The sequence below is a fragment of the Streptomyces aidingensis genome, from assembly GCF_900112355.1.
Taxonomy (GTDB): Bacteria; Actinomycetota; Actinomycetes; order Streptomycetales; family Streptomycetaceae; genus Streptomyces; species Streptomyces aidingensis.
The window spans coordinates 202,991-223,704 of the sequence record NZ_FOLM01000011.1 but is presented as its reverse complement, the minus strand read 5'-3'; the positions used below and the strand labels follow the sequence as shown (position 1 = coordinate 223,704).

General features: G+C 72.7%; 21 protein-coding genes. 9 read left to right on the top strand and 12 right to left on the bottom strand.

The window, feature by feature from the left end:
* Positions 1-110: 110 nt before the first annotated feature.
* Complete coding sequence (locus BM242_RS20170; protein ID WP_093840262.1) at positions 111-599, top strand: Lrp/AsnC family transcriptional regulator; 489 nt, start codon at positions 111-113, stop codon at positions 597-599.
* Here BM242_RS20170 and BM242_RS20165 read toward each other — a convergent pair.
* Positions 582-1,214, bottom strand: coding sequence for a TetR/AcrR family transcriptional regulator (locus BM242_RS20165; protein ID WP_245834296.1), 633 nt, complete (start codon positions 1,212-1,214; stop codon positions 582-584). The two genes, BM242_RS20170 and BM242_RS20165, sit on opposite strands and share 18 nt — an antisense overlap.
* Before the next feature lie 173 nt (positions 1,215-1,387).
* Between BM242_RS20165 and paaN the strand changes: the two genes are divergently transcribed.
* Complete coding sequence (gene paaN, locus BM242_RS20160; RefSeq protein WP_093840261.1) at positions 1,388-3,160, top strand: phenylacetic acid degradation protein PaaN; 1,773 nt, start codon at positions 1,388-1,390, stop codon at positions 3,158-3,160.
* A gap of 3 nt (positions 3,161-3,163) precedes the next feature.
* Here paaN and BM242_RS20155 read toward each other — a convergent pair whose 3' ends face one another.
* Genes BM242_RS20155 through BM242_RS20145 form a run of 3 tightly spaced genes read right to left on the bottom strand, consistent with a single transcriptional unit; the run spans position 3,164 to position 6,176 of the window.
* Entirely contained in the window at positions 3,164-3,922 is a 759-nt protein-coding gene (locus tag BM242_RS20155) for a TrmH family RNA methyltransferase (protein WP_093840260.1), read from the bottom strand.
* Positions 3,919-5,415 (bottom strand): HTTM domain-containing protein, encoded by a 1,497-nt coding sequence (locus tag BM242_RS20150; RefSeq protein WP_217652546.1) that lies wholly within the window; start codon positions 5,413-5,415, stop codon positions 3,919-3,921. The genes BM242_RS20155 and BM242_RS20150 overlap by 4 nt, the downstream gene beginning before the upstream one ends.
* Complete coding sequence (locus BM242_RS20145) at positions 5,412-6,176, bottom strand: DUF5819 family protein (RefSeq protein ID WP_093840259.1); 765 nt, start codon at positions 6,174-6,176, stop codon at positions 5,412-5,414. Before BM242_RS20145 ends, BM242_RS20150 begins: the two co-directional genes overlap by 4 nt.
* A 173-nt stretch (positions 6,177-6,349) precedes the next feature.
* On the opposite strand from BM242_RS20145, the gene paaA reads away from it, so the two are divergent.
* From paaA to BM242_RS20115, 6 genes are all read left to right on the top strand, one after another.
* On the top strand, positions 6,350-7,369 hold the full coding sequence (gene paaA / locus BM242_RS20140; RefSeq protein WP_093840258.1) for a 1,2-phenylacetyl-CoA epoxidase subunit PaaA: 1,020 nt from the start codon (positions 6,350-6,352) through the stop codon (positions 7,367-7,369).
* A 6-nt stretch (positions 7,370-7,375) separates the two neighbouring features.
* A complete protein-coding gene (paaB, locus tag BM242_RS20135; RefSeq protein WP_093840257.1) occupies positions 7,376-7,675 on the top strand; it encodes a 1,2-phenylacetyl-CoA epoxidase subunit PaaB in 300 nt (99 codons plus the stop codon).
* Complete coding sequence (gene paaC, locus BM242_RS20130; RefSeq protein WP_093840256.1) at positions 7,672-8,379, top strand: 1,2-phenylacetyl-CoA epoxidase subunit PaaC; 708 nt, start codon at positions 7,672-7,674, stop codon at positions 8,377-8,379. The genes paaB and paaC overlap by 4 nt, the downstream gene beginning before the upstream one ends.
* A gap of 80 nt (positions 8,380-8,459) precedes the next feature.
* Positions 8,460-8,936, top strand: a complete 477-nt coding sequence (paaD, locus tag BM242_RS20125) for a 1,2-phenylacetyl-CoA epoxidase subunit PaaD (protein WP_245834311.1) — start codon at positions 8,460-8,462, stop codon at positions 8,934-8,936.
* Between the two features lie 3 nt (positions 8,937-8,939).
* Positions 8,940-10,034, top strand: a complete 1,095-nt coding sequence (locus tag BM242_RS20120; RefSeq protein WP_093840254.1) for a 2Fe-2S iron-sulfur cluster-binding protein — start codon at positions 8,940-8,942, stop codon at positions 10,032-10,034.
* An 86-nt stretch (positions 10,035-10,120) separates the two neighbouring features.
* On the top strand, positions 10,121-11,230 hold the full coding sequence (locus BM242_RS20115) for an aminotransferase class I/II-fold pyridoxal phosphate-dependent enzyme (protein WP_093840253.1): 1,110 nt from the start codon (positions 10,121-10,123) through the stop codon (positions 11,228-11,230).
* 66 nt (positions 11,231-11,296) lie between these two features.
* Here BM242_RS20115 and BM242_RS20110 read toward each other — a convergent pair whose 3' ends face one another.
* The 6 genes from BM242_RS20110 to BM242_RS20085 form a co-directional block, all read right to left on the bottom strand.
* Positions 11,297-12,181, bottom strand: a complete 885-nt coding sequence (locus tag BM242_RS20110; RefSeq protein ID WP_093840299.1) for an RNA polymerase sigma-70 factor — start codon at positions 12,179-12,181, stop codon at positions 11,297-11,299.
* 291 nt (positions 12,182-12,472) lie between these two features.
* Complete coding sequence (locus tag BM242_RS20105; RefSeq protein ID WP_093840252.1) at positions 12,473-13,657, bottom strand: type III polyketide synthase; 1,185 nt, start codon at positions 13,655-13,657, stop codon at positions 12,473-12,475.
* 42 nt (positions 13,658-13,699) lie between these two features.
* On the bottom strand, positions 13,700-14,854 hold the full coding sequence (locus tag BM242_RS20100; protein ID WP_245834309.1) for a cytochrome P450: 1,155 nt from the start codon (positions 14,852-14,854) through the stop codon (positions 13,700-13,702).
* Positions 14,855-15,200: 346 nt separating this feature from the next.
* Positions 15,201-15,542 (bottom strand): rhodanese-like domain-containing protein, encoded by a 342-nt coding sequence (locus BM242_RS20095; protein ID WP_093840250.1) that lies wholly within the window; start codon positions 15,540-15,542, stop codon positions 15,201-15,203.
* Positions 15,543-15,594: 52 nt separating this feature from the next.
* A complete protein-coding gene (locus BM242_RS20090) occupies positions 15,595-16,494 on the bottom strand; it encodes a J domain-containing protein (RefSeq protein ID WP_175541498.1) in 900 nt (299 codons plus the stop codon).
* A 16-nt stretch (positions 16,495-16,510) separates the two neighbouring features.
* A complete protein-coding gene (locus BM242_RS20085; protein ID WP_093840249.1) occupies positions 16,511-16,864 on the bottom strand; it encodes a winged helix-turn-helix transcriptional regulator in 354 nt (117 codons plus the stop codon).
* A 240-nt stretch (positions 16,865-17,104) separates the two neighbouring features.
* On the opposite strand from BM242_RS20085, the gene BM242_RS20080 reads away from it, so the two are divergent.
* The gene (locus BM242_RS20080; RefSeq protein WP_093840248.1) at positions 17,105-17,761 is read left to right on the top strand and encodes an FMN-dependent NADH-azoreductase; all 657 of its coding nucleotides are present in this window, start codon (positions 17,105-17,107) and stop codon (positions 17,759-17,761) included.
* 82 nt (positions 17,762-17,843) lie between these two features.
* Here BM242_RS20080 and BM242_RS20075 read toward each other — a convergent pair whose 3' ends face one another.
* Together BM242_RS20075 and BM242_RS20070 are read right to left on the bottom strand one after the other, a co-directional pair.
* On the bottom strand, positions 17,844-19,181 hold the full coding sequence (locus BM242_RS20075; RefSeq protein WP_093840247.1) for an NAD(P)-binding domain-containing protein: 1,338 nt from the start codon (positions 19,179-19,181) through the stop codon (positions 17,844-17,846).
* 134 nt (positions 19,182-19,315) lie between these two features.
* Positions 19,316-20,608, bottom strand: coding sequence for an ATP-grasp domain-containing protein (locus BM242_RS20070; RefSeq protein WP_245834295.1), 1,293 nt, complete (start codon positions 20,606-20,608; stop codon positions 19,316-19,318).
* Positions 20,609-20,714: the final 106 nt, after the last annotated feature.

Genomic DNA, 20,714 nt, shown 5'->3' with positions numbered 1-20,714 from the left:
TTGTTCGGTTGATGACGCATTTTGGCTACGCCTGTGGATGTCCTGTGGACGGGTGGTTCCGGAGCGCCTGCCCGGCAGGCAGGATGTCCACGGAGGGGAGGGCGCAGCGCATGCCGGACGACCAGATGGCTCCGAACGGGGCCGATCGGCCGATCAGGCCGCTCGATCCCATTGACAGAACGATTGTGCGATTGCTCCAGGCGGACGGCCGGGCGTCGGTACGGGCGATAGCCGAGCAGGTGCACATCTCCCGGGCGAACGCCTACGCACGGATCAACCGGCTGGTGGAGACGGGGGTGATACGCGGCTTCGCCGCGCGGATAAACCATGAGAAGGCCGGCCAGGGGGCCTCGGCGTACATCACGCTCAAGATCGTCCAGGATTCCTGGCGCACGGTGCGGGCCAAGCTGGAACAGCTGCCGGGCGCCGCGCACATCGCCCTGGTGAGCGGCGATTTCGATGTGCTGCTGCTGGTCCACACGGCGGACAACCGGGCGCTGCGCGAGCTGGTGCTGACCCGGCTCCAGGCGATCCCGGAGGTGATCAGCACCCGCACCCTGCTGGTGTTCGAGGAGACGGATCTACTGCCGGAGCCGTAGCCCGCCGAACGCGGTGGTGACCACGGCCTCGGTGATCTCCTGGGCGGAGGCGGCGTCGCCGCGGCCCGGGCGGTACCACTCCGCAATGGAATTGATCATGCCGAACAGCAGCCGGGTGGCCAGCCGGACATCCACATCGGCGCGCAGATCGCCCTCGGACACGGCCTGTCTGAGCAGCTCGGCGACGCGGTGGTCGAACTCGCGGCGGCGTTCCAGGGCCCAGCGCTCGGTGCCGGTGTTGCCGCGCACCCGCAGCAGCAGAGTCACATAGGGCAGGCGCTCGATCAGCGTCAGGGTGGTGCGGCGGGTGACGTGCTCCAGCCGGTCGACGGCCCGGCCGTGCCGGGCGGCCGGCTCGTCCAGCACGGCGAACAGGCCGTCCAGGGCATGGCTGACGGCCCGGCGCAGCAGCTCCTCCTTGCTGCGCACATGGTGGTATATCGACGACTTGGAGATGCCCGCGGCACGGGACAGGTGCTCCATGGAGGTGCCGTCGTAGCCGCGCTCGTTGAAGACCTCCACGGCGACTTCGAGGAGGGTCTGCGGCGTGTACGGGTCGCGGTTCGCCGTTCGGGGGACCGCGTTCGCCGGGCGATTGTCTGCTGCCATGGTCATCGGGCGTCATCATTCCGGACGGGTGGAGTTTTCCACAGGGGCCGTCAGGCCCTCTTGCCCCGACCGATCGTTCGGTAGCAGTATCGATCACGTTGCCCGGTCTTTCCAGTCCGTCCGGTGCGGTCCGCTCCGGCCGCGGAGAAGGCATCGACCCGACGAGGAGACGCCCGTCCATGAACACCGCCGTGAACACCGCCGTGAACACCGCAGACGAGACCGCACAGGAGAGCGCAGCGGGCGCCGCGGGGAAGGCCCGGACAGGGGCCGGGCTGACCGCGGAGACGCTGGCGGAGCGCCACCGGCAGACGCTGGACGACGCGGTGGCGGCGGTGCGCAGCCGCGCCTACTGGTCGGCCTACCCGGAATCCCCCAAGGCGTACGGCGAGGACGGCGCGGCGCGCGGCCGGGCGGCGTTCGAGTCGCTGCGCGGCGGGCGGTTCCGGGCCCTGGCCGATCAGCCGGGCACGGACGGCTGGCCGGGCGGCGAGGAGTCGCCGTACGGCTTCGCGCTGGAGATCGGCTATCCGCATCCCGATCCGGAGGTGCTGCTGCCCGCCATGCGGGCCGCGTCGGCCGGGTGGCGGGCGGCCGGCCCGGCCGTGCGGGCGCTGGTCTGCCTGGAGATCCTGGCCCGGCTGAACGAGCGGACGATGGAGATCGCGCATGCCGTGATGCACACCACCGGTCAGGCTTTCGGCATGGCGGTGCAGGCCGGCGGGCCGCATGCCCAGGACCGCGGGCTGGAGGCGGTGGCCTGCGCCTTCGCCGAGCAGACCAGGCTGCCCGCCCGGGCCGGGTGGTCCAAGCCGCAGGGCCGGCGCGGCGCGCTGGAGCTGCACAAGGAGTTCGTGCCGGTGCCGCGCGGCATCGCGCTGCTGATCGGCTGCAACACCTTCCCCACCTGGAACGGCTATCCGGGTCTCTTCGCCTCCCTGGCCACCGGCAATCCGGTGCTGGTCAAGCCGCATCCGCGGGCGGTGCTGCCGCTGGCGCTGACCGTGGCGGCGGCCCGCGAGACCCTGGCCGAGGCGGGGTTCGACCCGAATCTGGTGGCGCTGGCGGCCGAGCTGCCCGGCGAGGGCCTGGCCAAGGAGCTGGCGCTCCGCCCCGAGGTGCGGATCATCGACTACACCGGCTCCTCGGCGTTCGGCGAGTGGCTGGAGCGGCATGCCGTGCAGGCCCGGGTGTACACCGAGAAGTCCGGGGTCAACACGGTGGTCATCGACTCCACCGGTGACTACCAGGGCATGCTGGCCAATCTGGCGTTCTCGCTCTCGCTCTACAGCGGGCAGATGTGCACCACGCCACAGAATCTGCTGATTCCGCGCGGCGGCATCACCACCGACGCGGGCCCCAAGTCCTATGAGGAGGTGGTGGCGGATCTGGCCGCGGCCATGCGGAAGCTGCTGGCGGACGACGCCCGGGCCGGCGCCCTGCTGGGGGCGGTGGTCGGTCCCGGGGTGCTGGAGCGGGTGGCGGGCGCGCCCGCGCTGGGCGAGGTGGCGCTGGCCTCACGGGCGGTGGCGCACCCGGAGTTTCCCGGCGCCACGGTGCGCACCCCGGTCCTGCTGAAGCTGGACGCGGCGGCGCCCGAGGCGGAGGAGGCGTATCACCGGGAGTGCTTCGGGCCGGTGGCGTTCGCGGTGGCGGTGGACTCCGCGGAGCACGCGGTCGCGCTGCTGCGGCGCACCATCGCCGAGCAGGGCGCGATGACGGTCGGCGGGTACACCACCTCGCCGGAGGTGGAGCGGCAGCTGGTGGAGGCGTGTCTGGCGGAGTGCGCCCATCTGTCGCTGAACCTGACCGGCGGGGTGTATGTCAACCAGACCGCGGCCTTCTCCGATCTGCACGGCTCCGGCGGCAATCCGGCCGCCAACGCCGCCTACACGGACGCCGCCTTTGTGGCGGACCGCTTCCGCTTTGTGGAGATCCGCCGCCCGGCCTGAGCGTCACCGGCCGGGCGGCCGGCCGGCCAGCCAGTGGTAGAGGGTCATGGCGGCGCTGGTGGCCAGGTTGTAGCTGGAGACGCCGGGCCGCATGGGGAGGGCGACGAGCCGGTCGGCGCGGGCCCGCAGCTCCTCCGACAGGCCCCGGCGTTCGGAGCCGAAGGCCAGCAGGGCGTCCGGAGGGAGGGCGAGGTCCCGCAGGTCGGTGCCGTCCGGGTCCAGGGCGTAGAGCGGGCCGTCGGGAAGCCGGTCCGCCGGGCGCCGGTGCACGGCGATCGCCCAGTGCAGTCCGGCGGCGGCCCGGATGACGTTCGGATGCCAGGGGTCGGCGGTGCCGGTGGTGAGCACGCCGGCCGCGCCGCAGCCCGCGGCCAGCCGGATCACCGCGCCGATGTTCCCCAGATGGCGGGGGTTGTCCAGCACCACCAGCGGGGCCGGGCGGGGGCGCCCGGGCACCGGGCGGGGCTCCGGCACGGCGAGCGCCGCCACGCCGGTGGGATGCGGACGCGGCACCAGAGTGGCGAGCACCTCCGGGGCCACCGGGGTGAGCAGGGTCTCCAGCCGCCCGGCAAGGTCCGGGGCCAGCTCCCGGGCCAGTGCGAGGGCGGCCGGTTTGTCGCCGGCCAGGGCCAGCGGTACGTCGGCACCGAACCGCAGCGCGTGCTTGAGCGCATGGAAGCCGTCCAGCAGCACGGTCTTCCCGCCCGGCTCCCCACCGGCCGGCCCGGCCAGCTCACGCCAGCGGCGCGGTGCCTCGGTCATCCGCGGTCGGCCCAGGCGGGACGCCGGTCGTCGGGCTCACCGCCGGAGCCGGAGCCCTTGCCGTCCTCGGCGGACGCCTGGGCCGGGATGCGCGGCTCGCCCTGCTGCGCGGCGGCGGGAGCGGCCTGCGGCGGCACGGGGGCCTCGGCGCCGGTGACGCCCTTGGCCGGTGCCGCTCCGGCCGCCGGCGCGGTCCCGGGTTCGGCGCCCCGGCGGCCGAGCAGGCGCCGCACCGGGGAGCCGGCCTGCCGGCCCAGCCACACCAGGAAGACGGTCGGCAGGAAGACGCTGTCCATGGCGATCATGGCCAGCGAGAAGAACGGCAGGCCCAGCAGCAGGGCGATGCCGATGTGCTCGCCGATCATCAGAAACAGCAGGATGTTCTTGGCCTTGCGGTTCAGCAGCGCGAACGGGAAGGCGACCTGGACGAAGACGGTGCCGTAGGTGAGCACCATCACCAGCATGCCGACGTTGCCGAGCTGTTCGGTGAGGTCCGGCCAGGGCGTGAAGTAGTCCAGGTTGAGCGGGTAGTGCACGGCCGTGCCGTCCTGCCAGCGCGAGCCCTGGATCTTGTACCAGCCGGCGGCCGAGTAGATGATGCAGACCTGCACCATGATCACCAGCAGACCGGCGTTGTGGATGATGTTGGCGATCATCTCGCCGACCAGGCGCGGCTCACCGGGCGCGAAGCGGCGCACCGCCCACCATCCGCCGTAGATCAGCCACAGGCCCCAGAAGATGCCGCCCCAGCCCAGTCCGGGGAATTCCCAGAAGGACAGGATGGGGCCGTGCTCGTCGAACAGCGCCAGCGTGGTGGCGAAGCCGGTGAGCTGCGCCAGGGCCAGCACCAGGCCGCACAGCGCCCAGAGCAGCACGCCGGCCGGATCGCGGGTGGCGGGCACCCCGCGCTCGGCGGCCCGGCGGGCCCGGCGGGCGTCCAGCGACCAGACCTGGCTGCACCGGCTGAGCACCAGGTAGAGGGCCATCAGATGGACGACGTTGTCACCGCCGTCGCCCATGAAGACGCTGCGGTTCTGCAGCGACAGCACGGTGATCATGAAGAGCACCGTCATCAGGCGGGTGCGCCAGCCCAGCAGCAGCGCCACACAGACCGCGATGCCGAGGAGATAGACCAGCTCGAAGAAGGCCCGGTCGTCCGACCAGAACAGCACGGTGAAGGCATGGTTGTCGTTCAGCAGCCGCACGGCCAGGTCGTGCCCCCAGGGGCTGTCCGGGCCGTAGAGCACGTGCCGGTGGGGGAACTCGCGCAGCATGAAGGCCAGCCAGACGAAGGCGAAGCCGATGCGCACGATGGCCGTCTGGTACGGCCCGAGGGCGCGGCGGGTGATGTTGGAGACGCCGCGGGCCAGGGAACTGTCGAACTTCTCGCCGAGGCCGGCGAACGGCGAGGGCTGCCGGTTTCCGGCGGGCGCCGCGCCCTCGGCCGCCGCCTGGTCGCCCGCACCAAGGTGGCGTGCGCTGTCGCTGCTCACTGCTCGTCCTCCGCAGGCTTGTCGGGGGCCAGGGCGCCGCTGGGCCGGTCGTTGTCCCGGACCGTCCACCAGTCGAGCTCGTTGTAGGAGGCGGAGGTGTCGATGTTCTCCTCGCTCCACTGCGGGGCGTCGACGCGGCGGATGGCGGACCGCAGTTGCAGGCGCTCGACGGTGTCCACATCCATCAGCTCGCTCAGTCGGAGCAGGGCGATCCGGTGGACATAGGCCCCGGACAGCTCACCGCGCATGCCGTTGGGCCGGCCGTCGGTGTGGGAGTTGTCGAAGAAGTCCCAGGCGCGGCGGAGCATGTTCTGCGCGGTGTGGCTGGGCGCGAGATTGTGCCGGATGTGCTCGTAGTCGATGCCCGAGAGGTTGATCCACTCGGTGGTCTCCAGCTTGCCGTCCGGTGTCCGGTACTCGGCCCTGACCTCCACATCGACGTTCTGCTGCAGCGGGTTGGGCGCGAACAGCTTCCAGTTCTGTTCCAGCTCCGGATAGATGTAGTCCCGGATGGTCTGGCCGTACTCCCCGGTGACGGTGTTCTCCGGGGCCACGAAGAGGAACGCGGCGGCCAGATGCCAGCTGGTCAGGACGGTCGCCAGTCCCACGCCCACGGCTATGACCAGCCGGGAAACCGGGGACAGGGCGCTGAACCGCACCGTCTCCGGGGACTCGTCGGCCAGGGACACGGCGCCGTCCCGGCCGCTGGCGGCAGGCTCGGCCCCGTCGTCCTGGCCCCGGGGTTCTTCGGGTGGCTGCATGCTGGGACGGCTCCCCCACTCGTCTGGTGGTTGTGACGACTGCACGGTATCGCTCCGCATCCTCCTCCCGCCGCCCAGCGACAGTACCCGCCCGGGCCCTGCCTTGACACGACCCCGTCACTCACTGACCATTGGACCGAACGATCGGTCGGTAGACACGAGGAGGGTCGCCGATGGCCCCGACCCCGCCCGCCACCGCCCCCGCCGGGCCGGGACCGGCCGCGCCGCCGCAGGACGAGGCGCGGCAGGCGCTCGACCGGTTCGACCGGGCGGTGGCCGCCGAGACGCGGATCGAGCCCCGGGACTGGATGCCGGACGCCTACCGCGCCACCCTGGTCCGGCAGATCGCCCAGCATGCCCACTCCGAGATCATCGGTATGCAGCCGGAGGCCAACTGGATCACCCGTGCCCCCTCGCTGCGCCGCAAGGCCATCCTGATCGCCAAGGTGCAGGACGAGGCCGGGCACGGCCTCTACCTCTACAGCGCCGCCGAGACCCTCGGGGTGAGCCGCGAGGAACTGCTCGACCGGCTGCACAGCGGACGGCAGAAATACTCGTCGATCTTCAACTACCCCACCCTCACCTGGGCCGATGTGGGTGCCATCGGCTGGCTGGTGGACGGTGCGGCGATCACCAACCAGGTGCCGCTGTGCCGCTGCTCCTACGGGCCGTACGCCCGGGCCATGGTGCGGATCTGCAAGGAGGAATCCTTCCACCAGCGCCAGGGCTATGAACTGCTGCTCGCCCTCAGCCGCGGCACCCCGGCGCAGCACGCCATGGCCCAGGACGCGGTGAACCGCTGGTGGTGGCCGTCGCTGATGATGTTCGGCCCGCCGGACGCCGAGTCCGAGCACTCCGCCCGCTCCATGGCCTGGAACATCAAGCGCCACTCCAATGACGAGCTGCGCCAGCGGTTTGTGGACATCTGTGTCCCCCAGGCCGAGACGCTGGGCCTCACCCTGCCCGACCCGGAGCTGCGCTGGAACGAGGAGCGCGGCCACTGGGACCACGGCCCGATCGACTGGGAGGAGTTCCGCGCGGTGCTGCGCGGGCAGGGTCCCTGCAACGCCCAGCGGCTGGAGCAGCGCCGCCGGGCACACCGGGAAGGCGCCTGGGTGCGCGAGGCAGCCGCGGCGTATGCCGCCCGGCACGGTGCGGGCGGCGGTACACCGGCCGGCCCGGAAGGAAGGTAGAGCGGTATGACGGACACCGAGCCGGGCCGGGACTGGCCGCTGTGGGAGGTCTTTGTCCGGGGCCGCCGGGGGCTGTCCCACACCCATGCCGGCAGCCTGCACGCACCGGACGCCGTCATGGCGCTGCGCAATGCCCGCGATCTGTACACCCGGCGCGGCGAGGGCGTCTCGGTCTGGGTGGTCCCGGCGGCGGCGATCACCGCCTCCTCCCCCGATGAGCGGGACGCGTTCTTCGAGCCGGCCGCGGACAAGCCCTATCGCCACCCCACCTTCTACGAGATCCCGGAAGGGGTGAGGCATCTGTGAGCGCCGTCGCCGCCGCACTGCCGCTGGCCGACGATGCCCTGGTGCTCTCCCACCGGCTGGCCGAGTGGCTGGGGCACGCTCCCGAGCTGGAGGAGGAGCTGGCGCTGGCCAATATCTCGCTCGATCTGCTGGGTCAGGCCCGGGCCTGCTACGCACTGCTGGGCGACGAGGACGCGCTTGCCTACCGGCGCGAGGAGCGGGAGTTCCGCAATCTGCAACTGGTGGAGCAGCCCAATGGCGACTTCGCCCACACCATCACCCGCCAGTTGTTCTTCTCGGTCTGGCAGGAGCTGCTGTTCGGCCGCGTCACCGGGACCGGGCCGCCGGCCGCGGTGGCGGCCAAGGCCGTCAAGGAGACCGCCTACCACCGGGACCATGCCGAGCAGTGGACCCTGCGGCTGGGTGACGGCACCGAGGAGAGCCACCGCCGGACGCAGCGGGCCGTGGATGCCCTCTGGCGGTACACCGGGGAACTGTTCCAGCCGCTGGAGGGGCTGGACATCGCCATGGAGCCGCTGCGCCGGGACTGGCGGGCACGCATCGGGGACATCCTCGCCCGCGCCACCCTGACCATGCCGGAGGGGCCGGACGCCGACGCCTGGTCCGCGGGCGCCGGACGGCAGGGCGTCCACACCGAGTCCTTCGGACGGATGCTGGCCGAAATGCAGCATCTCCATCGCAGCCATCCCGGGGCGGTCTGGTGAACCGGCCACCCGGCTCCGCAGCGCGGACAAGCAGCGATGTTTCACATGAAACATCGGAGCAACCACACTCCGTAGCGGAACTGCGCCGGGCCGCCGGAGCCGTACCGGACCCGGAGCTGCCGGTGATCTCACTGGCCGAACTGGGCGTGCTGCGCGACGTGCGGCTGCTGGACGGCGGCCGGACCGCCGAGGTGGAGCTGACCCCCACCTACACCGGCTGCCCGGCCCTGGAGGCGATGGCCGAGGACATCCGCCGGGCCCTGCACACCGCCGATCCACGGCTGGCCCGGGTGTCGGTGCGGACGGTGCTCAGCCCGCCCTGGTCCACCGACGACATCACCGAGGAGGGGCGGCGCAAGCTCGCGGCGGCCGGTATCGCACCGCCCCGGCGGCCCGGTCCCGCCCGCGGGCCGGTTCCGGTGGCCCTGGCCATCCGCTGTCCGCGCTGCGGCTCCACCGACACCGAGCTGATCAGCCGCTTCTCCTCCACCGCCTGCAAGGCGCTGCGCCGCTGCCGCACCTGCCGGGAGCCCTTCGACCATGTCAAGGAGGTCTAGCCGGTGTTCCATCCGCTGCGCGTGGCCCGTATCGAGAGGACCGTCGGCCCCGGCGGGGCGGGGGACACGGTCGCCCTCACCCTGGCCGTCCCGCCGGAACTGCGGCCGGTGTTCCGGTTTCTCCCCGGCCAGCATCTGACCATCCGCCATATCACCCCGGACGGCACCGAGCTGCGGCGCAACTACTCCCTCTGCAATCCCGCGCCGCCGCCCGGGTCGGCGGAGCCCGGCCCGGCGGAACTGACCATCGGCATCCGCCGCATCGCCGAGGGCGGTTTCTCCTCCTATGCCGTCACCCGGCTCACCGAGGGCGACACCCTGGAGGTGATGCCGCCCGCCGGGCGGTTCACCCTGGTTCCCCGGCCGGGAAGGTTCGCGGCGGTCACCGGCGGCAGCGGCATCACCCCGGTGCTCTCCATGGCCGCCAGCCTGCTGGCCGCCGAGCCCACCGCCCGGTTCACCCTGCTGCGCAGCGACCGCACCGCCGCGTCCGCCATGTTCCTCACCGAGACGGCCGATCTCAAGGACCGCTACCCCGGGCGGTTCCAGCTGATCAGCGCGCTGACCCGGGAGGACCGGCAGGCCGGGCTGGCCGGCGGGCGGCTGGACGCCGGACGGCTGGCCGGTCTGCTGCCCCGGCTGCTGCCGGTGGGCGAGGTGACCGGCTGGTATCTCTGCGGTCCCCTCGGTCTGATCTCCGCCGCCCGTCAGGCGCTGGCCAAGCTGGATGTTCCGGGTGAGCGGGTGCACGCCGAGCTCTTCCACGCCGAGGACGCGCCGCTGCCGCCCGCCGCCCCGGTGCCCGGCCGGGAGTTGGCACGTGATGCCGAGGTCAGCGCCACCCTGGACGGCCGCTCCGGCAGTTTCCCGGTCCGGGACGGCGAAACCCTGCTGGACGCCGTACTGCGCGGCCGGCCGGACGCGCCCTATGCCTGCAAGGGCGGAGTGTGCGGCACCTGCCGGGCCAGGCTGCTCTCCGGCGAGGTCCATATGGACCGCAACTACGCCCTGGAACCGGCGGAACTGGACGCCGGCTATGTGCTGGCCTGCCAGTCCCATCCGCTCACCGCCGAAGTGCGGCTAGATTTCGATGCGTGAGCGGTAGCCAGCAGAGCACAGCAGAAGACCAGAGCGGCCGGCGGAGCACGGGCCGGGCGGGGATCGCCACCTCCATCTTCACCGAGATGACGGAGCTGGCCCGGCGCACCGGAGCGGTCAATCTGGGTCAGGGCGTGCCCGACCTGGACAGCCCGCCCGCCCTGCTGCGTGAGGTGGCCGAGGCCGTGCTGGCCGGGCACAACCAGTACCCGCCCGCCCATGGCCTGCCCGAGCTGCGCCAGGCCGTCGCCGCCCACCAGCAGCGCCGCTACGGCCTGGACTACGACCCGGACGGTGAGGTGCTGGTCACCACCGGCGCCACCGAGGCGCTGGCCGCCGCACTGCTGGCGCTCACCGGCCCCGGCGACGAGATCCTCACTCTCGATCCCGCCTATGACGCCTATCCGGCCGGTGCCCGGCTCAGCGGCGCCACCCTGGTCACCGTCCCGCTGGTGCCGGACGGCGACGGCTTCGCGCTGGACACCGACGCGCTGCGCGCCGCCGTCACCCCCCGCACCCGCGTGCTGGTGCTCAACAGCCCGCACAATCCCACCGGCAAGGTGCTCCGCCGGGACGAGCTGGCGGCGGTGGCCGCGCTCTGCCGCGATCACGGCCTGACCGTGGTCACCGACGAGGTCTACGAGCATCTGGTGTATGACGGCGGCAGCCATCTGCCACTGGCCGCCCTGCCCGGCATGCGGGACCGGACGGTCACCATCTCCTCGGCCGGCAAGACCTTCAATGTGACCGGCTGGAAGGTCGGCTGGATCTGCGCCCCCGCGCCGCTCCTTGCCGCGATCACCTCCGTCAAGCAGTTCCTCACCTATGCCTCCGGTACCCCCTACCAGCGGGCGCTGGCACACATGCTGGGCGCGGTGGAGCCATGGGCGCGGGAACTGCGCGGCCTGCTGCGCGGCAACCGGACGCTGCTGGGCGAGGGCCTGGCCGCCGCCGGGCTGCGTCCCTACCGGGCCGAGTCCGGATACTTCATGCAGGCCGACATCCGGCCCTGGGGGTATCGCGACGGTTTCACGTTCTGCCGGGAGCTGCCCGGACTGGCCGGGGTGGTGGCCATTCCCACCTCGGCGTTCCGCCAGGGCGCCGACCCGGCGCCCTGGCTGGTCCGGTTCTCCTTCTGCCGCCGCACCGAGGAGCTGCGCCGCGCGGTCACCAAGCTGGCCGCCGCCGCCCCGTGAAGGGCCGGGACCCGGCCGGGTCCCGCCCTCGATGCGGCCGGGCCCGGGCCGGGACCCGGCAGGGACTCAGGGGCGGACGTGGCGGAGTTTGTCGGGGTTGCGGATCACATGGATGGCGGCGATCCGGCCGTCGAAGACCTCCGCCGCCACCACGCTGTCCACCTCCCCGCCCACCGCGAACACCGCGCCGGGCCGGCCGTTGACCAGGACCGGCCGCACCTCGGCGGGGCCCAGCCGGGCGCCGACCCCCAGAATCCAGCGCGCCACCTTGTCCGGGCCCACGATCGGCCGCAGCGCCGCCTGCCGCTTGCCCCCGCCGTCCGACCACAGCACGACATCGGGGGCGAGCGAGGCCAGCATCCGGTGCAGATCGCCGCCCGCACAGGCCTCCATGAACTCCGCCGTGATCCGGCGCCGCTCCTCCGCCGAGGCGGAGAAGCGGGGGCGCCGCGCCGCCACATGGGAGGCGGCGCGGCGGGACAACTGCCGCACCGCCTGTTCACTGCGGCCCACCGTCTCGGCGATCTCCCGGTGCGGGTAGCCGAACACCTCCCGCAGGATGAACACCGCGCGCTCCAGCGGGCTCAGGCTCTCCAGCACCACCAGCATGGCCAGGGAGACGGATTCGGCCTGCTCCACCTCCTCCGCCACATCCGGCGCCCGGACCAGGGGCTCGGGCAGCCAGGGACCGACATAGCGCTCCCGCTGCGCCGCGGCCGAGCCGAGGCGGTTGAGTGCCAGATTGGTGACCGTACGGGCCAGATAGGCGCCCGGACGGTCCACCGGACGGTCCACCCCGGCCCACTTCAGCCAGGCGTCCTGCACCAAATCCTCGGCATCCGCCACGCTGCCGAGCATCCGGTAGGCGATGCCGAACAGCCGGTCCCGGTGTTCCTCGAAGACCGCGGTCCGGTCGCGGTCTCCCTGGTCCCCGCTCGTCGTCCGGCTCATCGTCCGGATGGTACGGCGGTTCACACCGGCCGCTGCGGGCCGGTTCCGGGCAACACCGGCGGAACGGCGCCGGAGTCCGGGAACCCCTGGCGGCTCAGGCCGGCCGCGGCCGTGCCGTACCGGCGACGGAAGCAGCGCCCGGCCGGCCGGACCGGCGGGGTGCGCCGCGAGGTGAGCGACATGCGGGCCATGACACTGCCTGCCTTCCTGTCCATGGGCGTCCTCGACTGCCTGGACAGAACGGCGGCCCCGGATGTGACATGGCCCCCGGGCGACGGGCCGAGCGGCTCCTCAGCCGGGCCGGTCCCCGGACGCGGACGGTCCGGCCGCCGCGGCCCCCGCGGTGGCCGCGGGCTCGTCCCGGCCCGGCTGCCGGCCTACGCTGACCGCCGCCGCCAGGGCCTGGTCGAGCAGGGGCTCGGCGGGCGACTGCACGGCCCACCGGCCGAGCACCATCTCGGCGGTGATTCCGGGGCCGAACCCGGCGATCACCCCCCGGGCCGACTCGGTGGCCCCGCCGTCCCGGAACAGCCGGTCCAGGGCGTCGAAGACCACCGAGCTGGCGATGTTGCCGCGCTCGGTCAGCGTGGTGCGGCTGTAGCGGAACATCTCCGGCTCGACCTCCAGGAAATGGCACAGGTCGTCCAGGATGCGCGGCCCGCCCGCGTGGATGATGTAGAAGTCCAGGCCGGAGGCGCTCCACTCGTGCTGTCCGGCCAGCTTGATCAGGGCCGGGGCCAGCATCTCCATGGTGGCCGGCACCCGCTTGTCCAACTGGAAGTGGAAGCCGGTGTCCCGGACCGCGTAGCTGATCCAGTCCTCGGTGTCCGGCACCAGATGTGAGCCGTTGCGCTCCAGCCGCACCCCGGTGCCGCCGCGCCCGCGCACCACCGCGCAGGACACGGCGTCACCGAACAGCCCGTTGGAGAGCAGGGAGCCGACGCCCAGATCGGTCGGCTGGTAGAGCAGCGAGCAGAACTCGCAGGAGACGATGAGCACATTGGCGTGCGGATAGGCCAGACAGAAGTCATGGGCCCGGTTGATGGCGGCACCGCCGGCCGCGCAGCCCAGCTGGGCGATGGGCAGCTGACGGGTGTCGTCCCGGAAGCCCATGGTGTTGATCAGCCAGGCCGTGAGGGAGGGCATCATGAAGCCCGTGCAGGACACATAGACGATCAGGTCGATGTCCTGCCGGTCGACTCCGGCGTTGGCCAGTGCCCGGGTGACGACGGGTGGCACCCGGGCCTTGGCCTCGGCCTCGTACACCGCGTTGCGGCGGGTGAAGCCGGGGTGGCGCAGCGTCTCGTCGATGGGCTGCACGATGTGCCGGGTGCGCACCCCGGTGTTCCTGATCAGCCGCAGCACCAGCGGGAGCTGGGGGTGTTCGGCGTGCGTGCGGCGCGCCAGTTCCAGGGTTTCCTCCTGGGTGATGACGTGTTCCGGCACGGCCACGGCCGGTCTGCAGAGTGTTGCCATGTCAATTCCGGTGTCTTCCGCTTCCGATTGCCGGGCTGCCGATTACCACGTGACGGGGAGGGTCAGCGGGAAACGCCAGATGGAGCTGGTGTTCCACTCGATCTCCCCGGGCGGCACGGCCAGCGTCAGCCCCGGATAGCGCCGGACCAGTGTGGAGACCACGGTCTGGAGCTCCATCAGGGCCAGATGGGACCCGATGCAGTGGTGGGTGCCCCAGCCGAAGGTCATGTGCAGGGGGCCCTCGCGGTCCACGTCGAGTTCGTCGGGACGCTCGTAGACCTGCTCGTCGCGGTTGGCGGCGAGATAGGAGATGTGCACGGTGTCACCGCTGCGGATGGTCACCCCGGCGAGTTCCACGTCCTCGGTGGCGATGCGCGGAATGCCGACGCCCTTGCGGAACGGGATCCAGCGCAGCAGCTCCTCGATGGCCTGGGGCACGAGGTCCGGCTCGGCCCGCAGCCGGGCCATCAGCTCCGGATGGGTGAGCAGGGTGTAGGACATGTTGCTGATCTGGTAGGTGGTCGTGTCGTGGCCGGTGATCAGCAGGATCATGGCCAGCACGGCCAGCTCGTCGTCCGCCAGCATCTCCTCGCCGATGCGGGCCACGCAGAGCCGGCTGATCAGATCCTCGCCGGGATCGCGGCGCCGGCTCTTGGTGAGATCGGCGAAGTAGGCGCGCAGATCGGCCTTGGCGCGGACCGCGGAGTCCCGGTCGCCGCGCCCCAGGGTCATCAGGGCGACGGCGTTGGCGCGCAGCTCCGGACGGTCCTCCTCCGGGATGTCCAGCAGCTCGCAGATGGTGGTCATGGGCAGATGGGCGCCGAGATCGGCGGCCAGGTCGCCGGGCCGGCCGCGTTCCTCCATGGCGTCCAGCAGGCGGTCGACGGTGCGCTGGGTGGCCGGGCGCAGGGTGTCCACCAGACGGTTGGTGAACCCCTGGGCGACCAGCCGGCGGAGCCGGTTGTACTCGGGCGGGTCCATCAGGTTGATGGCCTCGTCCTGCACGATCGGCTCCGGGGTCATCCGGGGGAAGTCGCGGCCGATGACGGCCTTGCGGCTGAACCGGCGGTCGGTGGTGATGACCTTGATGTCCTCGTAGCGGGTGGCCAGCCATGCCTCGCCGGTGCCGTACGGCATGCGGATCCGGGTAAGCGGCGCCTCGGCCATCAGCTCGCGCAGCGACGGGTCGAATTCCAGGGCGGTGACGTGGGCGAAGGAACAGGTCCTGGGTTCCGTGTCGGTACCGGACGGGCGTCCGGCAGCGGTATCCGGGACGGTTTCCGATGTCTCCAAGGGAGCACCTCCGGGCGTCGGAGGCATCGCGAAGGGCGATACCACCGTCAGGTGATAGGACGGTGCGTTACTCCCCAGCGGGGAACCCGGACATGTCTGCGCGGATGCGAATTAATCCTTTCGAGCAAAGCAGTGACGATTCTTCTTTACACAGGGCTTACCTGCGGCCAATACCTCAACTCAGGGCGAGGTCACGATGCGCAGAAGCCTTCCCGAAAGCAAATGCACAGCGTGAGTGGGCCGGACCGGCTCAGAGCACCACCGCCGGATCGGCGCTCTCGGCGGTCATCGGCAGCCCGCGGGCCTGCCAGGCCACCATCCCGCCGTCCACATTGACCGCGTCCAGCCCGCGCTGCAGCAGAGCGCCGGTGACCTGCGCGGAACGTCCGCCCACCTTGCAGATCACATGGACGGTGCGGCCCTGCGCCAGCCCGGTCAGCTCCTCGATGCGGGCGAGAAGCTCGCTCATCGGGATGTGCACCGCGGCCGGGGCGTGCCCGGCGGCCCATTCGTCCGCCTCCCGGACGTCCAGCAGCAGGGCGCCGTCCGCGATCTCGTCCACGGTCACCGTGGGCAGTTGTGCGAAAAACATGCTCCCGACCCTACCGGCCGGCCGCCGGCACCCGGCGGGAGCGGCTGTGCGGCTATCCGCCGCCGCCGGAGCCGGCGCGCTCGCGGGCCAGCGTCTCCTCCCGCTCGGCGATCTTCCGCCGCAGATCGGCGGCGATCTCGTCAAGCAGCCCGTCCGGATCGTCCTGGGCCAGCCGGAGCATCGAGCCGATGGCCCCGGCCTCCAGCTCCCGCACAAAACCGGCCAGCATCTCCTTGCGGCCGGCCAGCCACTCCAGCCGGGCCAGCAGCTCCTCGGCGCGGGCCAGCGGGGTGGCCGGCGGCGGCGGTCCGGCCGCCCACTCCTCGGTCAGTGCGCGCAGTTCTTCGGCGTCGCCCCGGGCATAGGCCTGATTGACCCGGGTGACGAACGCGGCGCGCCGCTGCTGTTCCCGCTCGTCGGTGACCAGATCCGGGTGGCAGCGCCGGATCAGCTCGCGGAACAGCTTGCGCGCCTCCTCCCCCGGACGGACCCGGGGCGGGGTGCGCACCGGCCGTTCGGTGAGCATGTCGACGGCGTCCGGGCGCATGCCGTCGCCATCCATCCAGTCGCCGAACAGGGCGGAGACGCCGGGCATGGGGGCGAGCAGCGCGCGGGCGTCGGCGGCCCGGCGCCGGTCCTCGGGGTCACCGGTGCGGGCGGCGACCGCCTCGGCGATCCGGGCGTCCAGTTCCTCCAGCCGGGAATGCAGCGGGCCGAGGCGCTCCTCGTGCAGCCGGGCGAAGTTCTCCACCTCGATGCGGAAGCTCTCGACCGCGATCTCGAACTCGATCAGGGCGCCCTCGGCGGCGCGCACGGCCTGCTCCAGCCGCTCGTGCGCAGCGTCGCCGGCACCGTCACCGGTGCTGTCGGCAGTGCTGCCTGCGGTGCTGTCGGCGGCGTCGGCCGGGGGGTCGGCGGGGCGCGGGCTGTTCTGGTCCTCCGGGGTGGTCACCCGGCCAGCGTAAGGGTCAGGACGACGGCTCGCGGAACGCCTCCGGGCAGCCGGCGGATCCACCGGCCAGAAAGCGGTCGGCCCACCGGGTCAGCTCCACCATGGCCGGCCGCAGGCCATGCCCGGACTCGGTCAGCCGGTAGGTCACCCGCAGCGGCGGTCCGGGCTCCACCTCGCGCGCCACCAGATGCAGCTCGGCGAGCTCCGTCAGCCGCTCGGACAGCATGCGCTCGCTGATTCCGGGCACCGCCCGCTTCAGCTCGGCGAAGCCGCCGGGGCCGCCCATCAGCGCGGCGATGACCAGGCCGTTCCAACGCTTGCCGAGCAGGCCGAACACCTGCCTGAGCCCGCCCTCGGGTTCCGAGCACACCCGGTCCTCACCGGGTCGCTTCCCGGCGTGATGTCCGGTCCGGTTCCCGGTCTCGTTCCCGGCCTCTTGGGGGGGCGGTGCCGGTGCCCGCGCTCCCGTCGCCGTCCTTGTCGCCGCTGCCTCGCCCATGACTCAAGGGTACCCCCCGGAAGAGATGGAGCTATAGAAAAGTTAGTAGCTGTGGTATTACTAGCTACGTACGTCCCATCAGGGACTAACCTTTCCTGGAGGAGTATCCCCATGGCCACCCTGCTGCATCTGGACACCTCCCTGAACGGCGACAACTCCGTCTCCCGCGAGGTCGCCGCCAGCTTCCGCCGCGCCTGGGAGGAGCAGCACCCGGAGGGCTCGGTGATCTACCGCGATCTCTCCGCCGAGCCCATCCCCCACCTGGACGGCGCCGCCTACTACACGGCGTTCACCCCGCCCGAGGAGCGCGACGAGGAGCAGCGCCGGATCCTGGCCCTGCGCGAGAAGCTGATCAGCGAGCTGGAATCGGCCGACGCCGTGCTGGTCGGTGCCCCGCTGTACAACTACTCACTGCCCTCGGCCCTCAAGGCATGGCTGGACCATGTGATCGTGATGGGCCGCACGGCCAGCGCCGAGCCCACCACCGTCGCGGGCAAGCCGGTGACCGTGGTCACCAGCCGGGGCGGGGCCTACGGGCCCGGCACCCCGCAGGAGGGCAAGGACTTCGCCGTGCCCTATCTGACGATGGTGCTCGGCACCGCGATGGGCATGCGGCCGGAGTTCATCGTCCCGGAGCTGACCCTGGCGCACAGCGTGCCGGCCATGGCCGGACTGATCGACAAGGCCGAGACCTCCCGGGCGGAAGCGCACCGGCGGGCCGAGGCGCGCGCCAAGGACCTGGCCGGTCTGCTGACATCCGTGGCCTGACCGGTACCCGGGGGCGGAGGAGAAGGCGGGGTGCCGTACCGCGGCCCGGTACGGCACCCCGCCCGCTGGTGCGTGCGGCCGGTCACTCGGTGGGTCCGGCCACCCGGCTGCCGCGGTCCGGCTCCTCGTGCGGCGCGGGCAGCGCCGGCCCGGCGGCGCCGCCCGCCGTCCCGCCGACGGCCGCGGCCTGGCCCGGCACCGGCACGGCGCGGCGGCCCACCGCGGTGAGCCGCCGCCGGACCCCCCGGACCAGCCTCCCGGCGCTGAAACCGGCCCCGTGGACGAACCGCATGGCCGGCCCGTACGCCGGGGCGGCCAGCAGACCGGCGAAGAACAGCCCGGGATGTGAGGACTCCATCCCGCCGTCCAGCTCCGGCGCCCGGGTGCCCGGCACGGTGCGCAGCCGGTCCCGCACCGCCGGATCAAGAATCTCCAGGCGCCGCAGGTCGGGCAGAAAGCCGGTGGCGGCGATCACCTGCCCGGTGCGCACGGTCTGCCGGGCCTTCCCGCGGGCGTCCGTGAGCTCCAGACGCAGCCGCCGGCCCTCCAGCACCGCCCGGACCACCCGGCGGTCCAGACTGACCGGGATGGTCTCCTCGAACCGCTCCCGCAGCCACCAGGCGCCGGCCGGACCGAGCGCCGACTCGAAGATCCGGGCCCGGCGGCGGCCGGGGAGCCGGCGCACCGCCCAGGGAGCCTCCGCATACAGCCAGGTGCTCCAGCCGGTGCCCAGGCCGCTGTGCGGCGCGCGCAGGGCGGCGGCGCGGGAGCGGACCAGCGGCTGCGGCGGTGTGTTCCAGCGCAGCGCCGGAGCGCGGGCCACCAGCCGGGCCCGGGCGCCGTTCTCGGCCAGCAGCACGGCCGTCTCCAGGGCCGCCTGGCCGGCCCCGAGGACCGTGACCTCCCGCCCCCGGAAGCGGCTCAGATCGCGGTGCCGGCTGCTGTGGGTGACCAGATCCTCGGGCAGGTCGCGCAGCGGCTCCGGGATCCGGATGAACGGCATCACGCCGACCGCCATGGCCACCGTGCGGGTGTAGAGCACCTCGCCGGTGCCGGTGGTCACGCGGAAGGCGCCGCCGGGCAGCGGGGTGACCGCCGAGACGGAACACTCCTCCACCCGCGGCCCGATCTCCTTGGCGAACCACAGGCCGTAGTCGGTGAAGGTGTCCAGGGGCAGCGGGTGGCCGTGCTCGGCGCGCAGCCCGCGGGGAGCGCAGAAGTCGGAGAGGGTACGGCCGCCCGAGGGATCGGAGAGATCCGAGGCCCAGGGCTCGGACTTGAGGAACATCCCCTCGGGCATGTGGTCCCGCCAGGATGCCATGGGCCTGCCGAAGACCCGCAGGTCCAGCCCGGCAGCCGCGGCGTGCGCGGCGATGGACAGCCCGTAGGGGCCGGCGCCTACCACTACAAGATCATGCATCGGGTTCAGCCGCTCACTTTCGTCGGTCAGGTCGGTCGAGGGGTCGGAAGGAGTCGGAACGGTCCGGGGGGGGTTCAGGGATCAGGATTCAGGGGTCAGGGATCAGGGATCGGAGGGACGGGACGGCCCCGGGCTCAGCCGCGGGCCCGGTCCAGGGCCTTGCCGGCCGCCCGCCGCAGCCAGCCGCCCGCCATGGCCAGCAGCGGCCGGGGATCGTCGGCCGCGAACCACGCCGTCTCCAGTTCCGCGCCGCCGCGCAGGGCGGGCAGGGCGGGCAGGGCGGGCAGCACGCGCAGGGCGGAGAGCAGCCCGTAGTTCTCCGCCACGAACACCCGGCCCGGCGCCGGGCGCGGCTCCGGCACGGCGCGGCCGGTGAGATCCAGATGCAGGGCCCGCACCACATCGGTCCCCTGCCGGTCGGTGAACAGCCGGAACTGCGCGCCCGGACGCGGATTGGCGTCCAGCAGGTGGAACGCGCCGGTGCGGGCGTCACGCCGGAAATCCAGGTCCAGAACGCCGTGGTAGCGCAGCCCGCGGGCGAGCCGGGCCGCCGCCCGGGCCACCTCCGGCTCGGCGTGCCAGCGCCCCACGGCGGTGAGCCCGGCCGACGGCGGCCAGGAGAGTTCCTTGCGTCCGGTGCCGCCCAGCAGCAGCCGCCCGTCCGCCGCGAAGCAGCCGTGGAAGAACCAGTCCTCGCCGGGCCCGGGCAGATACCGCTGGAGCAGCAGCGTGGCGCCCCCGGCCCGCGGCGTGGCGGCGTACAGGCGGCGGAGCTGTGCCATGTCACGGACGAGCGTGGTGCTGCGCAGGGCACCACCCGGCGGCAGCAGCCAGGGCCGGTCCCACTTGGCGACCAGCGGCAGGCCCAGGTCGCGGACGGCGGCCACCGCCCCGGCCACGCTGTCCGGCGCCACCGTGCGCGGATGCGGGATGCCGGCGTCCCGGCACAGCCGGGCGAGCGCCGCCTTGTCCGCCAGCGCCGCCACGGTCTCCGGCGCGGGCCCGGGCAGCAGAAAGCGCGCCCGCAGCTCTCCGGCCAGCCGGGCGGCGGTGAGCGCCGCCCGGTCGTCCATGGCGATCAGGACCGGTGGGCGGCCGATCCGCCGCGCGGCCCGTTCCAGTGCCCGGGCCACCACCGCCGCCACCGCACCGTCCCCGGCCGCCGCCTCGGTGGCGGCGGGCGGCATGGGGTGCGCCCGGTGCAGATGGCGGGAGCGGGCCAGCGGGGTGCGCGGTCCCTCGGTGAAGGCGTGCACCTCGATTCCCGCCCGGCCCAGGGAGCGGACGGCACCGAGCGAACCGTGGTGGAAGGGGTTGCGGTCCAGGCGCAGCAGCAGCGCGGGCACATCGGTGTCGAACTGCCCGGCGGCCGGCCGCACGGAGGGACGGGCCGGACCGGATACGGCGGGTGCGTCAATCGGCGGCATATTCCGGAATCCTTCACACTTCCGTGCGGCAGCGGCAATGGACTCCTCGATCGGGCTACCGGAAAGCCCTTCGGAAAGACCAGTCGTCGGATCTGCTGCTTAATGG

Bases quoted from the DNA above. Each gene is read 5' to 3' on its own strand.
- BM242_RS20170 (WP_093840262.1), top strand. From the start codon at position 111: ATGCCGGACGACCAGATGGCTCCGAACGGGGCCGATCGGCCGATCAGG.
- BM242_RS20165 (WP_245834296.1), bottom strand. From the start codon at position 1,214: ATGACCATGGCAGCAGACAATCGCCCGGCGAACGCGGTCCCCCGAACG.
- paaN (WP_093840261.1), top strand. From the start codon at position 1,388: ATGAACACCGCCGTGAACACCGCCGTGAACACCGCAGACGAGACCGCA.
- BM242_RS20155 (WP_093840260.1), bottom strand. From the start codon at position 3,922: ATGACCGAGGCACCGCGCCGCTGGCGTGAGCTGGCCGGGCCGGCCGGT.
- BM242_RS20145 (WP_093840259.1), bottom strand. From the start codon at position 6,176: ATGCAGCCACCCGAAGAACCCCGGGGCCAGGACGACGGGGCCGAGCCT.
- paaA (WP_093840258.1), top strand. From the start codon at position 6,350: ATGGCCCCGACCCCGCCCGCCACCGCCCCCGCCGGGCCGGGACCGGCC.
- paaB (WP_093840257.1), top strand. From the start codon at position 7,376: ATGACGGACACCGAGCCGGGCCGGGACTGGCCGCTGTGGGAGGTCTTT.
- BM242_RS20115 (WP_093840253.1), top strand. From the start codon at position 10,121: ATGACGGAGCTGGCCCGGCGCACCGGAGCGGTCAATCTGGGTCAGGGC.
- BM242_RS20110 (WP_093840299.1), bottom strand. From the start codon at position 12,181: ATGAGCCGGACGACGAGCGGGGACCAGGGAGACCGCGACCGGACCGCG.
- BM242_RS20105 (WP_093840252.1), bottom strand. From the start codon at position 13,657: ATGGCAACACTCTGCAGACCGGCCGTGGCCGTGCCGGAACACGTCATC.
- BM242_RS20095 (WP_093840250.1), bottom strand. From the start codon at position 15,542: ATGTTTTTCGCACAACTGCCCACGGTGACCGTGGACGAGATCGCGGAC.
- BM242_RS20080 (WP_093840248.1), top strand. From the start codon at position 17,105: ATGGCCACCCTGCTGCATCTGGACACCTCCCTGAACGGCGACAACTCC.
- BM242_RS20075 (WP_093840247.1), bottom strand. From the start codon at position 19,181: ATGCATGATCTTGTAGTGGTAGGCGCCGGCCCCTACGGGCTGTCCATC.
- BM242_RS20070 (WP_245834295.1), bottom strand. From the start codon at position 20,608: ATGCCGCCGATTGACGCACCCGCCGTATCCGGTCCGGCCCGTCCCTCC.